The organism is Peribacillus kribbensis DSM 17871 (genome assembly GCF_000430765.1).
Classification (GTDB): domain Bacteria; phylum Bacillota; class Bacilli; order Bacillales; family DSM-1321; genus Paraperibacillus; species Paraperibacillus kribbensis.
Map to the genome: position 1 here is coordinate 302,435 of NZ_KE387238.1, position 13,260 is coordinate 315,694.

Below are 13,260 nucleotides of genomic sequence, written 5' to 3' on the forward strand. Positions count from 1 at the left end.
CATTCCGTAGCCTGGATATCCTCCGCTCATTCCGTAGCCTGGATATCCTCCGCTCATTCCGTAGCCTGGATATCCTCCTCCCTGAACAGGCGTCCCATAACCCATTGTTCCTGGCAAACCGCTGTATCCCATCCTGTCTTCCATTTCATGTATCATTCCATATCCTGCAAATTCATTGCCAAACTGATTTATTAACATCTCTATTTTCCCTCCTCAACTATTCGTGATAGTGTATGTGCTGATTTCTGTTTGGAATGAGGAGGATGCCTAGTACATTGAAAAACTAAAAGGTGTCAGGTGTTGCAAAATGACACTTGAAGGTGTTATAATTATCGTAATAATAACACCTATTAGTGTTACTTTATCAAGGAGGTATTATGAATGGAAACTAAAGAGACATTTCAGGAAATCCGTAAGACGGTTGTGCTTCATGCACCACTTGAAAAGGTATGGAAAGCGGCTGCAACTTCGGAAGGAATTGCGGCATGGTGGATGCCAAATACATTTGAACCGATTGTCGGGCATGAATTCATCCTGCATGCTGGTCAATTTGGGGATTCACCCTGCAAAGTAACAGAAATCATCCCAGAGAGCCGGGTCAGCTTCAATTGGGGGAAAGACTGGCAGCTTACGTTTGAATTAAAAGGAATTGATGAGCAAAAAACAGAGTTTACCTTAATTCATTCCGGATGGGATGAATCAAAGGCTACCGAATTTGGGCAGCCGCACAGCATTGTCCGCGGAATCATGGATGGCGGCTGGGAAGGCATTGTCAAAAAGCGCCTTAAGGAATATATCGAGGGATAACATTGGCACAGCCAGCGCTTAAGCATGATGTATTTCAGGCTATTGCCGATCCTACCCGCCGCAGGATGCTTAAATTACTCGCTGACAGGGAAATGCCGATTGCTTCTATATCCGATTGTTTTCCCATCACGAGGACAGCTGTCAATAAGCATCTGCATGTCCTGCTGGATGCTGGCCTTGTCAGCCGGAAGAAAGCAGGAAGAGAAACCCGCTATAAGCTTCAGCCGGCCCCGCTTTCCGAAATTAAGGAGTGGCTTTCTTTCTTTGAAGAATATTGGGATGATAAGCTATCCGCTTTAAAACAATTTGTAGAATCCGACAGCGAATAAAAAAGACCCTTTCGTTTTAGAATTCATACTTTTAAACGAAAGGGTCTTTTATCTATTTATACTGTGTTATTTCAGCCAGCAATTGGACCATCATACGGTCAAAAGAGGTAATTTATGTCTGGATAATAAGGGAGTACGTCATTTGGCCTATCCATAAAGTAATACAGATTATTCCAGAGGTAAATAAAATCTATTCAATTTAGTTTACATAATATAAATTATTATTTAATAAACATAAAAAGATACGAACATTGATCACCTTTGGATTACACAGTCCTTCCTGCCGGAAATGACCTGTAAGCGTTCGGTCAAGCAATGTTCGTATCTTTCTTACCTATTAATTACCCCATGGTATCAGAATTAAACTTCCTCTGCTTTATTCTTTTTAAAAAAATGATAGCCAATGAAAATAATATAAAGGGGAATCGCTATGTAGATAAAGTATGGGAATTCTTCATGCTTTTCCTTAAAAACGACATATAAGGCATATCCTAAATATGCTGTTACAATGATTCCGTATTTTGGAAGCGGCACATCCTTCAAGCTTGGGATCCTAATTTTGCTGACCATTAACACACAGATTACCGCAAAAGCCAGTGGAAGAACAAACGATGGAATCTTCCCCTGCAGCAGACAAAGCAGTGTAAGAAGCCCTCCCCCTGCTGGTATCGGAATGCCGACAAAATAATGGGAAGATGTCTTCCCGGACTGAATGTTAAATCTTGCAAGTCTGTAGGCACCAAAAAGCGGGAAAAAGCCGACTATCACCCGTCCAAGTACCCCAAACTCCGAAAAATAGGAATAATAAGCCATCATGGCCGGAGCCGCACCGAACGTAATCACATCAGCCAGAGAATCGAGCTGTTTTCCCAGCTCGCTGTCTGAGCCTAACAGCCTGGCCATCCTGCCATCCATACTATCGAGCATCATGCCGATTAAAATTAAGACAGCCGCATTCTTATATTCACCAAGGGCGGAATACATGATGGAAAGAAAGCCGAAATATAAATTAAATAGAGTAAATAGGTTAGGGATGCTGTTTCGAAGAATGTAAACTTCCCCCTTTTTATGAATAATCCATGATTATAGGATGCTTCAATTCTTTCCTGTCATACAGAAAGGAAGAAAATCCTAAATTTTTGCTTCTTTTCTTCCTCTCTGGGTATACTAATTCCAGAATTTTCTCCAGCGCCAATTATGTAAAAATCTGTTATAATAAGTATATAAAGAGGTGACAGCATGAGAGTGTTAACATATATCGTAAGTATTGCCGCCATTGCGGCACTTTGTTTTGCAGGCTGGTTTTTCTATCCTCAATATCAGCTCCATAAATTAAAGGCGGAGGCAGCTGAAGGGGAAAAGATGCATAAAGAAACACAAACTTCTTATATAGATTACTTCCGTAAATCCCCAAAGAAAGAGTTATCTCATCTTGCACTAGGCGATTCAGTGATCAAAGGATATGGAAGTGAAGAAAATAAGGATTTGGTCACTGACTTCTCCCTTTCCTTAGAAAAAGAAGTAAACAAACCCGTAGTGTATCAAAATAAAGGGATCAATGGGATTACCAGCTCACAGCTGAAGGACCTTATTCAGTCGGGAATTTATAACCAGGATATTATTTCTGCAGATATCGTTACCATTAATGTTGGGGGAAATGATATTCTAAAGCTTGCACGAAAGCAGAATTTTGCGGATGCCCTTAATTCCTTCGATACCCTGCAAAAGGGGTTCTCCATCAATATTCAGGATATCAGCGATTATATCAAGGAATTGAATCCAAACGCTACAGTCGTATTCCTGGAGCTTTATAATCCTCTTCCTCCGGACAGCCCTTATTATTCCATTGGAAACAAGCTGCTCCCAAGATGGAATGTTGCAATCTATCAAACCGCAGAAAAACTTAATTCCGCCCTCGTAGTGGAAACCACCCAGGTCATGAACAGCAAACATGTGCAGAATTTGTCTGACGACGGGATTCATCCAAGTGATCAAGGCTATGCCGCCATTTCAGACTTGATGCTCCACCAATTCAAGCATCGAAGCTTTCCGGCATAAATGAATAAAATCATAAAACAGGCTGCCAACAAGAGGAGTCACCAGCCCTGCGAAATGCTCTGCATCTCGCCTTGCGGGTGGAATCCTTTCTGTGGCAGCCTGTTCTGTCTTATAGCTATTTTGTGTAGAAGTTTTCAGTATAATAGGGCTGTGACTGTGAGTTAAACGCAACGCCCACTCCCAGGCGCTCGAAATCAGGTTTTAAAATATTTTCCCGATGTCCGAGAGAATTCATCAGACCTTCATGGGCAAAGATACTGCTCATTTGGCCGTAAGCGATATTTTCCCCTGCTACACTAAAATAAATATGATCATTGTGCATGCGGTCGAATGGTGATTGGCCCTTCAGGTTGGTGTGGTCAAAGAAATTATGGACGGCCATGTCATCACTGTGTTTTTCTGCAGTACCCTTGATGCGTTCATCCCAGGTCAGCGGCCTCAATCCATGAACCACCCTGGAAGCATTGGTCAGGTCGAACAACTGGGCTTCAAAGCCCTGGATCAATGACTTGCTTGGTTTTGTATAATAATCCTTTTTTTCTCGTTCAATATCCTTGCGGATCAGCTGGAGAGCAGTAACTGTATTATTTTGATGTTTATCATAAAATATAGTTGCATAGCTGTCGTCCAACAAATACATATCATATTCCTTATCCTTCGGGAGGAGGTAAAAAGCAAACCCTTTTTGAATTTTGGTCAGCGGGGTTCCCAGTGCTTTTTCTGCAGCTGACTGCTGTGTACCCAGCTTGATTCCCTTGGAAGAAGAAATGAGATCTTGGTCTGTATAGAGGGCTGCGATCCGGTTATCCTTATCATAAGCTGCCATAACAAAATTCTGGTAGTTTTTATGATACGAATACCACTTCAAACCATATTCATTGATACTTGAGCGTTTAGGGGCTCCAAGCTGCTTTTCTGCATTCGCCCTCGAATCCCCTAGCTCCAGATTATAAATGGAAAAAACATGCTGGGCTGGCGTGGTCAATTTAGGCTTTTCTGCTGTAGGAACAAGCTCTGAATTGTCCGTCCCGCCTTTGGAATTATTGCCTAACTTCGCTGCCAGGCTCTTAAGCTCAAACGATACAGATTCTAGAGTATTTTGAAGATCTGGATCTTTACTTAATTGCTGGATCTTATCTTTAAATTCTCCTAATGTCCCTTGCAGTGTGTGATCCGTTCCGCCACGTCCCATATATACCCATAAAGCGATGATAATCGCCAGAAGGGTCAGAAATTTCTTCATAGCCCACCTTCCTTTTATCCGTTTTCGTACATGGTGCCGGATTAGACATCGAAATGCCTGACACCTTTCATATACAACCATCTTTTACTAAACAGCCTTATCTTTTTGCCTAAAAATCAAACAAAAAAAACCGGTCTTTTTTATCACCCTTAGGGACATTCCCTTAAAAAAGCAATGCTATCTTATATTTTATTCCTATCTCAAGCCAGGGTACAAGTATAGAGGTGGAATAAAACGCTGGGAAAATTTACGAATAAAAAGGATCAGGGAGCATCCGCTGTCTCCAGATGCCCCCTGACCATACTAATCTTCTATTTTTCTGTTTGGTTTATAAATTCCCCTACTACCTTCAGATATTCATCTGTTTGCTCGAGATAAGGAGTATGGGAGCTTTCCTCAAAAACATGAAATTCGGCTCCCTGGATCTGCCGGCTATAGTGAAGGGTGGTTTCAGGCACCGCTTCATCATACCTTCCGCACATGAATAAAGAAGGTACATGGATCTTGTGCAGATCCTCCACGCAATTAAACTCTTTCAAATTTCCTGTAACACAAAATTCAGAGGGCCCCCACATGGTTTGGTAAATCTCTGAATTAGACAGCTTAGTAGCCTTCTGCATAACTCCCGGCCATGGATCAAGCCGGCATACATACCTGCTGTAATACTCTTTGATCGCTGCTTTATACTCTTTGCTGTCTGTCAGTCCCTCTGCTTCACATTTAAGGATTGTCCCTTGTGTTTCAGCGGGAAGCTCTTTCAATAGAACTGCCTGGTCTTCTGCCCAGCGCGGTGCACTCAAGCAGGGACTCGAAAACACAGCGCTTTTCATTCCTTCAGGATTGGTGAGAAGATAGGCAGCCAGCAGGGTTGTCCCCCAGGAATGGCCGAGGATATGCACTTCCTTCAATCCAAGGGCCTCCCTCACTTCCCCAAGCTCAAGCACAAACCGGTCCAATGTCCATAAGTCTTCGCCGTCCGGCCTGTCTGAATATCCGGATCCCAGCTGGTCATAATAAATGACTTCACGCTCCCGGGCAAGAGGATCCAGTGCTTCCAATGGAAGATGTGAATTTCCCGGCCCTCCATGCAGGATTAATAAGGGAGCCTGATCCTTTGCCTCTCCAATCCGCCTGTACCAAACATTCCCGCCTGTTACCTCTACAAGTCCTTCCGTCACGTTCATAAACATTCTCCTAGTCTTAAGGTCTCCTTTTAGATGATACCTCTTTTTTGAATATTTTAAATCTAAAAAAAGAGGCGCCCCTAAGGCAGCCTCCCATTTCCTTTATTGAATCTCCATATGCAGGTCTCCTTTTTTTGCCCAGCCCCAGAGCTTGATAAGCTGATAGAGCGACAGCGATATCACGATCGGAAGGATGACTCCTGTTGCGATAAAAACAAGCAGCGCTGAGACGCCGGAATCTGCTAATATGCTGAATGGCGCAATGAGTGAGTTGAGGCCGAGACCTGCAATTTCATAATTAGCCGTAAACTTAAAAGATAGAGTTGCAATTGGTGCACAAACAACCGCTGAAACAAATGTCGGAATCACAAGCCGGGGATTCTTAATCAAATTTGGGAATTGAACTTTAGGTGTCACGAGAACCTGTGCAAGGAAACCGCCTAAATCATTCTGCCTTAAACTCATGGCTGTAAAACCTGCGAACTGGGCTGTACATCCGATTAATGCCGCAGCACTTGAAACCGGGTCCAATTGAAGGGCAATCGCAATGGCAGCTGACGATGCAGGTGACATCAATAGAATGCTCCAAACAAGAGCTATAACCATGGAAGCAATGATCGGACTGCCTTGAACAGAAGTCGTGATTTCCTCACTGATTTTTTGCAAAAGCGGTGTAGTGACTGCTGCCAGCCCCACCCCTGCTATTCCTCCCGCCAAAATTGCGGCAAAAGGGATGGCCATCATATCAAGCTTTGTTCTTCCAGTAACCCGCTTTCCTACAAAGACGGCCACGGCTGCTGCCAGGATCGCACTGATCGGCTGGCCGGTAACAATTGTAAACGCTCCTTCAGGTGTATGTGTAATCGCATTTCCCCCAATTACCGCACACGCCATGGCACTGAATAAAACCAGGGTATTTCCTCCCAATTGATAAGCAACTGCGGCTCCGATTGCCGGAGCCAGCAAGACCTTAGCTGCCCCGCCTATTACCAAAAATATATGCCAGCCTAGAAACTTTCCAAGCGATTCAAATAACAATCCGATTCCAAGAGTAACCAAAACCGCATTCGCTACTCCTGCTGATACCTTGTACATTCTTTCTACGATGTAATTCTTCATCTTCCACACCCCTGAGTTGTAATTAGCTGGTCCTATGCTGCATCATCATTCTAACCGGCTTTCTAAATGATTGTTTTAATATAACAAATTTTCAGTTAATTACAACTGTTTTTTTGGTTTTTTATGAAAAAATAACGATATTTTTCGTGTAAAGCGCTTACAACTTTTTATACTGATATACTTTTACCTCATTTTTCATTGTGTACGAAAAAAACTGCAGCCAAATTCAGATGTATACCTGAATTCGCTGCAGTCAGTCACTTCTATTTATTAAGCAGCCGCCTTTTGAACTTCACTTTCTGCTTTCTTTTTCCAAATCCCTAATATCACGGCGGTTACAAGAGATCCTATAAGAATGGCAAGGATATAGAGCAGCTTATGGTTGACTGCCAGGAGAATCGCGAAGATTCCGCCATGAGGAGCCTGAAGCGTTACATTAAAGACCATGGACAAGGCTCCGGCAATCGCTGAACCTGCCACACTGCTGATAATGACTCTGAGCGGGTCAGCCGCTGCAAATGGGATGGCTCCTTCGGTTATGAAGGAAGCTCCTAAAAAGTAATTTGTAAATCCAGATTTTCTTTCTGTCTCTGTAAATTTATGTTTGAATAATGTGGTTGCAAGAGCGATTCCCAGCGGGGGAACCATGCCTCCAGCCATAACGGCGGCATGCGGGCTTAGGCTTCCTGCCTGGATCGCTGCAATGCCGAACGTGAAGGCCGCTTTATTGATAGGGCCGCCCATATCCACAGCCATCATTCCTCCGAGTATGATGCCAAGAATTATTTTGTTCGTTCCGGATAAGCCATTCAGCCAAGATGTGAGGCCTTTATTAATGGCAGTAACAGGATCGTTGATCACATAGAGCATGATCAGTCCTGTGATCAAAATTCCGAACAGCGGATAAAGCAGGACCGGCTTTAACCCTTCAATCTGCTGAGGGAGCTTCTCAAATACTTTTTTCAAGCCTACTACTACATAACCTGCAAGGAAGCCGGCGATCAATCCGCCAAGGAATCCTGCACCAGCCTGGGCTGCAAGGAGACCTCCTACCATACCTGGAGCAAATCCGGGACGGTCTGCGATGCTTGAGGCGATGAATCCTGCGAGTACCGGTACCAGGAAAAAGAAAGCGCCGCTTGTTCCGCCGCCGATATCCATCAAAGCTTTTGCCAGCGGATGGAAGCTTGGGTCATTCGGGTCAGCGGACTTGATGCCAAAGATAAAGGATAAGGCAATCAGGACCCCTCCTCCCACTACAAATGGAAGCATATTGCTGACGCCATTCATTAGATGCTTGTATATGCTGCCTCCTACAGAGCTGCTTCCCGGGCTTCCACTGGCTGCTTTTCCGCTGCCGCGGTATATAGGGGCATCATGATCAATGGCCCTCTGAATCAATTCCTGTGGTTTTCTGATTCCCTGGGCAACAGGAACGATGATGACAGGCTTTCCATTGAAGCGGTCCATCTCCACCTGCTTGTCAGCTGCTACGATGATGGCCTCCGCTTCTGCAATTTCATCAGGAGTCAATGCATTTTTAATTCCCGTTGAACCATTCGTTTCTACCTTGATATAGACTCCCATTTCACGCGCCTTTGCCTTAAGGGCATCAGCAGCCATATAGGTATGGGCAATTCCGGTCGGACAGGCTGTTACAGCCAGGACTTTCTTCGCGCCAGCAGAAGCATGGTGTCCTGCTTCCTCCTGATTGACTTCATTTTCTTTTTCGTCGATCGCTGAGATGATTTCGTCCACCGTGCCGGCCTGCAGGAGCCTTTCCCGGAACGCTTCATCCATTAAAAGGGTGGATAGTCTTGAGAGCGTTTCCAGATGGTCGTTATTAGCCCCTTCACTCGCGGCAATCATGAAGAATAATTTTGCAGGCTGACCATCGAGCGATTCATAGTCAATTCCGCCTTCAGCCCTTCCAAAGCAGATGGATGGTATTTTGACAGCAGCCGTTTTGGCATGGGGAATAGCGATTTCCTCGCCGATTCCTGTGGTGCTCTGCTCTTCCCTTGCTAATATGGCGTTTTTATAGTCTTCTCTATGATTCAGCCGTCCTGCTTGATCAAGTTTATTGACCAGTTCATCAATCACACCGATTTTGTCACTCGCGGCAAGGTCCAGGATTACAGTATCCTTCTTCAGTAAATCTGTAATTTTCACTTTACTTCCTCCTTTAACTCTTGAATATTTACTTGATGAAGCAGATCTTCAATATCAGACTTCTGACATAGATCATGGGAAAAAGCAGTTGCACTCCCTGCAGCCAGTCCATAAGCGAAGGAGCGGAGCAGATCGCCGGTTTTTGTATACATTCCGGTAAATCCTGCAACTACCGAGTCACCCGCTCCAACCGAGTTAATCACGCTGCCCTTTGGAACCGATGCAAACCAGGAATTTTCTTTGGTGCAGAGTACCGCACCGCTGCCAGCCATGGAAACGATCACATGAAGCGCTCCCATTTCGACTAGTTTTCCAGCATAGTAAACTGCATCGCTTGGGCTCTCAATTTGAACAGAAAACAAGTCTCCCAGTTCATGATGATTGGGTTTAATCAGAAACGGACGGTGTTTCACTACGTCCAGTAGAGAAGGGCCGCTTGTATCGACCACAACCGAGACTCCATTTTCTGCAGCTGTTTTTGCAGCAGTTACATAAAAATCCTCTGCTATACTCGGCGGGACGCTGCCAGCCAGTACAAGGGTGTCTCCCTGGTTTAACTTCTTTATTTTAGAGACAAGCTCTTCATATTGGGCTTGTGTTATATGGGGGCCCATTCCATTGATTTCGGTTTCTCCGTCTGCTTTCAGCTTGATATTAATTCGTGTATCTTCCTGGATTCTTGTAAAATCACAATTCACAGTTTCCCTTTTCAAGAAATCTTCAACAAAATTACCTGTAAATCCGCCCAGGAAACCAAGGGCCGTATTCTCTATGCCCATCCTGCTTAAAACCCTGGACACATTGATTCCTTTTCCTCCCGGAAATTTATTGTCCCTTTTCATTCGGTTTAAGGAGTGGATCTCGAAATGATCGACCTCTACGATATAATCGATCGATGGATTAAGCGTCACTGTGTATATCATGCGGTCACGACCTTTGTATGGGAATTTTTTCGGAACGGTCTCAAGATGGATTCATCATTCGCATCTGTAATTATGACCGCTTCCGTCATATCGGCGACTTTTGCAAATGCAGAATCGTTTAGCTTTGAGCTGTCTGCCAGCACATATGCTTCTCTGGACAATTCGATTGCGGCCCTTTTTAGAAGGGCTTCATCCGGATCTGGTGTTGTATACCCAAGTTCAGGGTGCACAGCATTCATGCCCAGAAAGCACTTATCAAATCTATATTGCCTGATAAAGCTGACTGCTGTACTGCCCACAATGGCATTGGTAGACGTCTTGACCTGCCCGCCAATGATCATGGTCCGGATGCCTGCCTCTGATAATAAAGGAAGATGCATAAGTCCATTTGTGAGAACGGTTACATTCTTTCCGGTTAAAAATGGGATTAATTCTTTCACAGTGGTCCCGGCATCCAGGTAGATACAATCCTCGTCGGATATGTATTCAGCCGCTTTTTTCGCAATTTTTAGTTTTTCAGCAATAAACTTATTGGTTTTTTCATGAAGTCCAGGCTCGATGCCGCGTCTCTTCGGCAGGCTTGCTCCTCCATGTACTCTTTTTAAAAGTCCTTTTTTTTCAAGAGAAGCGAGGTCGCGTCTGAGTGTGGCTTCTGAAGCCTCAAGCTGTTCAATTAAATCTGCCAATTTTACAATTTCATTTTCTTGTAAAAGGGCGAGTATGATGTTATATCGTTCATCAGCCAGCAAATGATTCACTTCTCCCTTCTGTTACTATCATAACGAAAGCCCTTTCAAAAATCAATCATTTTCAATCAAAAACAATCAATAAATTTCAATTCCGTTCATTAACAATCAAAAAAACAGGCTGGGGGGGTAAATCTGGTCAGAGCTCCTTAAATTTTTGCAAAATAAAAACCCAGCGGGATTTCTGCTGGATTCATATACCATTTAAGCCCTGTTTAAAGATAAGCCCCTGTATTCAGCCTTGCGCTTATATACAACGGTCCCTTTTTCCTCTTCTCCCTGATTTGTGGAGACTACGGCCTTCATGCCGGAAACAGGCTCACCTATTTTATAATTCTGATTTTCAACTGCCGTTTTCTTCGTTCTAATTGATTTAGGAAGCCGTCTCATACTGAACCCCCTCCAAAAAGATAATTAATTGTTCCCATTAAATTATGATTGGCCAGGAACAGCTTGTCCAATTCTTCGTCAGACAGTTCCTTTTTCCCAGAAATCGCCACTGTAATTAAAAGGGTACTGGCTATAGGATAGCATATAACATACGTTTCATCAAAATGGGAATCCTTTAGGAGCACCTGCTCTTCACTTCGGAGAAAAGAATCAATGACAAGGATATGATCTTCTTCCCCTCTCTCCTCATTAATGGAAAAAGGGTAAAATTTCCCCCGCCCTTCATTACCGGCAATCTGCCTCAGTCCTTCTGTCCCATCTGCCTTCCATACTCCGATTCCCTGTACAGTAAACTGATGCGGCGGTCTAAAGGCATTCCATAATGATTCGAAAAGATATTCGTACTTCTTCTCTGGATGGGCCAGCAGCCCTTTGGCCAGATTCCTCGTGAACCGGATTAATGCATAATTCTCCTGCAGCTCAAGCTCTGCATTTTCAATCAGGAGGGAAGGCTCCTCAAAGCAGCCTAATTTTTGAATCTGACCTGCGATGACAGAGCAGGCCACATTAACGGCGGCATGATAATTTTGATCAGCCCTGTTTTCATATTTTAATACAGAAAGCCCGTCCAAGTCTGAGGGCAGATGGAATTTATCCACTTTCAGTCCATCCAGCTCTTCAGGAATTGATTCAGAAATTAAGTAAAAAACTCGTCCTCTTCTTAACTTTCCCCAAAACAATCCCATTTCAAACAGCGTGTTGTCACGGGTATTGACCGTAAGACTGCCGCGCATTTTCACGACATCGTCCGGCGAGAATATAAAAACGGCAAAATCGCTTTGATTCAATTGCTTTTCCAGGCTTTCCATCGTATAAGAATGGGCATTGAAAACACCCGTAAACCATGGAGTCACTTCCGCATAATACGCAAGGGCAGCCTGGACAGCCGTCGCATAATGCATCGATTCACTGGCAGAACCTATAAAAACCTTAGGCTTATTTTGATCCATACGTCCTCCGTAACTATCAGAATATTCACTATTATACCATTGTGTCTGAAAGTTTATAACAGGGGAGATGTACTATTTCCATTAAAGATTCAGAAAAGCGTCTTCGGCATTGACTCGCTCCTTGATTACATGATTCTTATAAGGCCATTTTGAAATATCCTGCCATTCCTTTAGGTTTTGGCTTCCAAATGGTTCATTTTCGCTGCTCATTAAAGGAAGCAGTATATCCAGGCTTTTTTCTTCAATCTTTTTATCCAGCGGTGAAGATGAATCTGAATTTTTAAGCCCTTTCCCAAACCAATGACAAAAGGATGCCGATGGGTTCTTTCCCAGATCTCACTCACTTTTCTCCTCATAGCCTCAGAATATTTCATCTTTTCTCCTCCTTTAGGGTATTGCACCACCTTGCCATAAAAACAGCTAAAACCTTCGCGTAATCCAAAAGCTGCTTAATTTCGGCCTTTCATACAAAAAAGCCCGCTCACTATTCTGGAAGTGAGCGGGCTTATGGGTACATGCCAAATTAAAGCATGACAATCTTAAAAGTCCTCCACTTCCCTACGCTGGTATGATCCAGTTCAGGTTCAAAGGGTTAAAAAACAAATGTTTTTCTCTCAGCCATAAAGGCACCCCTAGCGAAATTGGATATAGGTGCTAAAAGCACGGTATCCCTGTTTTTAATTTGTTACCTACATCATACAATCGTTTTTCCTTGCGAGTAAAGAACGCATTAAATCTCGATCAGCTTTTGAAGATTGGCAAGCTCGATCGCTGAAACGGCAGAATCATATCCTTTATTGCCTGCCTTTGTTCCAGCACGTTCAATGGCCTGTTCGATATTTTCTGTAGTCACGACCCCAAAAATGACCGGCAGACCTGACTCCAGGGACACAGAGGCAATCCCTTTTGCAGCTTCATTGCAGACATAGTCATAATGAGTAGTTGAGCCTCTGATCACTGTACCAAGTCCAATGATGGCATCATATTTTTTCGTCTGTACTAGACGTTTTGCAATAAGCGGAATTTCAAATGCCCCAGGCACCCAGGCAACATCAATGTCCTCTTCATTCACTCCATGCCTTTTAAGTCCGTCCATTGCACCATCCAAAAGCTTCCCCGTGATAAATTCATTGAATCTGCCAACGACAATCCCAACCTTAAGACCTGTACCAACTAAATTTCCTTCAAATATTTGACCCATGATGAGTTCCTCCTAAGTATCTAATGTATGCTGTTTGATATCCAGACAGCTTTCTACTGTGCGCTATGTCACTGGCCT

General features: G+C 43.7%; 14 protein-coding genes, 1 pseudogene and 1 riboswitch. Of the genes and pseudogenes, 3 read left to right on the plus strand and 12 right to left on the minus strand.

The genetic code is table 11. From position 1 onward, the window contains the following. A pseudogene (locus H539_RS32530) lies at positions 1 to 198 on the minus strand (spore coat protein); the annotation flags it as partial. A gap of 183 nt (positions 199 to 381) precedes the next feature. On the opposite strand from H539_RS32530, the gene H539_RS0115215 reads away from it, so the two are divergent. Together H539_RS0115215 and H539_RS0115220 are read left to right on the plus strand one after the other, a co-directional pair. Further along, positions 382 to 807, plus strand: a complete 426-nt coding sequence (locus H539_RS0115215) for an SRPBCC family protein (RefSeq protein ID WP_026694232.1) — start codon at positions 382 to 384, stop codon at positions 805 to 807. 2 nt (positions 808 to 809) lie between these two features. Beyond that, a complete protein-coding gene (locus H539_RS0115220; protein WP_026694233.1) occupies positions 810 to 1,136 on the plus strand; it encodes an ArsR/SmtB family transcription factor in 327 nt (108 codons plus the stop codon). 360 nt (positions 1,137 to 1,496) lie between these two features. On the opposite strand, the gene pssA is transcribed toward H539_RS0115220, so the two are convergent. Then, positions 1,497 to 2,213, minus strand: coding sequence for a CDP-diacylglycerol--serine O-phosphatidyltransferase (gene pssA / locus H539_RS0115225; protein ID WP_425414730.1), 717 nt, complete (start codon positions 2,211 to 2,213; stop codon positions 1,497 to 1,499). 162 nt (positions 2,214 to 2,375) lie between these two features. Between pssA and H539_RS0115230 the strand changes: the two genes are divergently transcribed. Beyond that, complete coding sequence (locus H539_RS0115230; RefSeq protein WP_026694235.1) at positions 2,376 to 3,194, plus strand: SGNH/GDSL hydrolase family protein; 819 nt, start codon at positions 2,376 to 2,378, stop codon at positions 3,192 to 3,194. A gap of 115 nt (positions 3,195 to 3,309) precedes the next feature. On the opposite strand, the gene H539_RS0115235 is transcribed toward H539_RS0115230, so the two are convergent. The 10 genes from H539_RS0115235 to ribH all read right to left on the minus strand — a co-directional run bounded on the left by H539_RS0115235 (position 3,310) and on the right by ribH (position 13,182). Beyond that, positions 3,310 to 4,437, minus strand: a complete 1,128-nt coding sequence (locus tag H539_RS0115235) for a CAP domain-containing protein (protein ID WP_026694236.1) — start codon at positions 4,435 to 4,437, stop codon at positions 3,310 to 3,312. 311 nt (positions 4,438 to 4,748) lie between these two features. Beyond that, positions 4,749 to 5,621: a proline iminopeptidase-family hydrolase gene (locus H539_RS0115240; protein WP_026694237.1), complete on the minus strand. Its 873-nt coding sequence runs from the start codon at positions 5,619 to 5,621 to the stop codon at positions 4,749 to 4,751. Positions 5,622 to 5,723: 102 nt separating this feature from the next. Continuing rightward, positions 5,724 to 6,740, minus strand: coding sequence for a PTS sugar transporter subunit IIC (locus tag H539_RS0115245; RefSeq protein ID WP_026694238.1), 1,017 nt, complete (start codon positions 6,738 to 6,740; stop codon positions 5,724 to 5,726). Between the two features lie 270 nt (positions 6,741 to 7,010). Next, positions 7,011 to 8,912: a PTS fructose transporter subunit IIABC gene (locus tag H539_RS0115250; protein ID WP_026694239.1), complete on the minus strand. Its 1,902-nt coding sequence runs from the start codon at positions 8,910 to 8,912 to the stop codon at positions 7,011 to 7,013. Continuing rightward, positions 8,909 to 9,835: a 1-phosphofructokinase gene (gene pfkB / locus H539_RS0115255; RefSeq protein WP_026694240.1), complete on the minus strand. Its 927-nt coding sequence runs from the start codon at positions 9,833 to 9,835 to the stop codon at positions 8,909 to 8,911. The genes H539_RS0115250 and pfkB overlap by 4 nt, the downstream gene beginning before the upstream one ends. Continuing rightward, the gene (locus H539_RS0115260; protein ID WP_026694241.1) at positions 9,832 to 10,584 is read right to left on the minus strand and encodes a DeoR/GlpR family DNA-binding transcription regulator; all 753 of its coding nucleotides are present in this window, start codon (positions 10,582 to 10,584) and stop codon (positions 9,832 to 9,834) included. Before H539_RS0115260 ends, pfkB begins: the two co-directional genes overlap by 4 nt. A 201-nt stretch (positions 10,585 to 10,785) precedes the next feature. Then, positions 10,786 to 10,971: a hypothetical protein gene (locus H539_RS0115265; protein ID WP_026694242.1), complete on the minus strand. Its 186-nt coding sequence runs from the start codon at positions 10,969 to 10,971 to the stop codon at positions 10,786 to 10,788. Then, positions 10,968 to 11,981, minus strand: coding sequence for a nucleotide-binding protein (locus H539_RS0115270; RefSeq protein ID WP_026694243.1), 1,014 nt, complete (start codon positions 11,979 to 11,981; stop codon positions 10,968 to 10,970). The genes H539_RS0115265 and H539_RS0115270 overlap by 4 nt, the downstream gene beginning before the upstream one ends. A gap of 209 nt (positions 11,982 to 12,190) precedes the next feature. Then, positions 12,191 to 12,355 carry a hypothetical protein gene (locus tag H539_RS31605; protein ID WP_155890080.1) on the minus strand — a complete coding sequence of 55 codons (165 nt, stop codon included), beginning with the start codon at positions 12,353 to 12,355 and terminating at the stop codon, positions 12,191 to 12,193. A 164-nt stretch (positions 12,356 to 12,519) separates the two neighbouring features. Continuing rightward, positions 12,520 to 12,625, minus strand: a riboswitch (TPP riboswitch). Positions 12,626 to 12,711: 86 nt separating this feature from the next. Beyond that, positions 12,712 to 13,182 (minus strand): 6,7-dimethyl-8-ribityllumazine synthase, encoded by a 471-nt coding sequence (ribH, locus tag H539_RS0115285; protein WP_026694244.1) that lies wholly within the window; start codon positions 13,180 to 13,182, stop codon positions 12,712 to 12,714. Between the last annotated feature and the right edge of the window lie 78 nt (positions 13,183 to 13,260).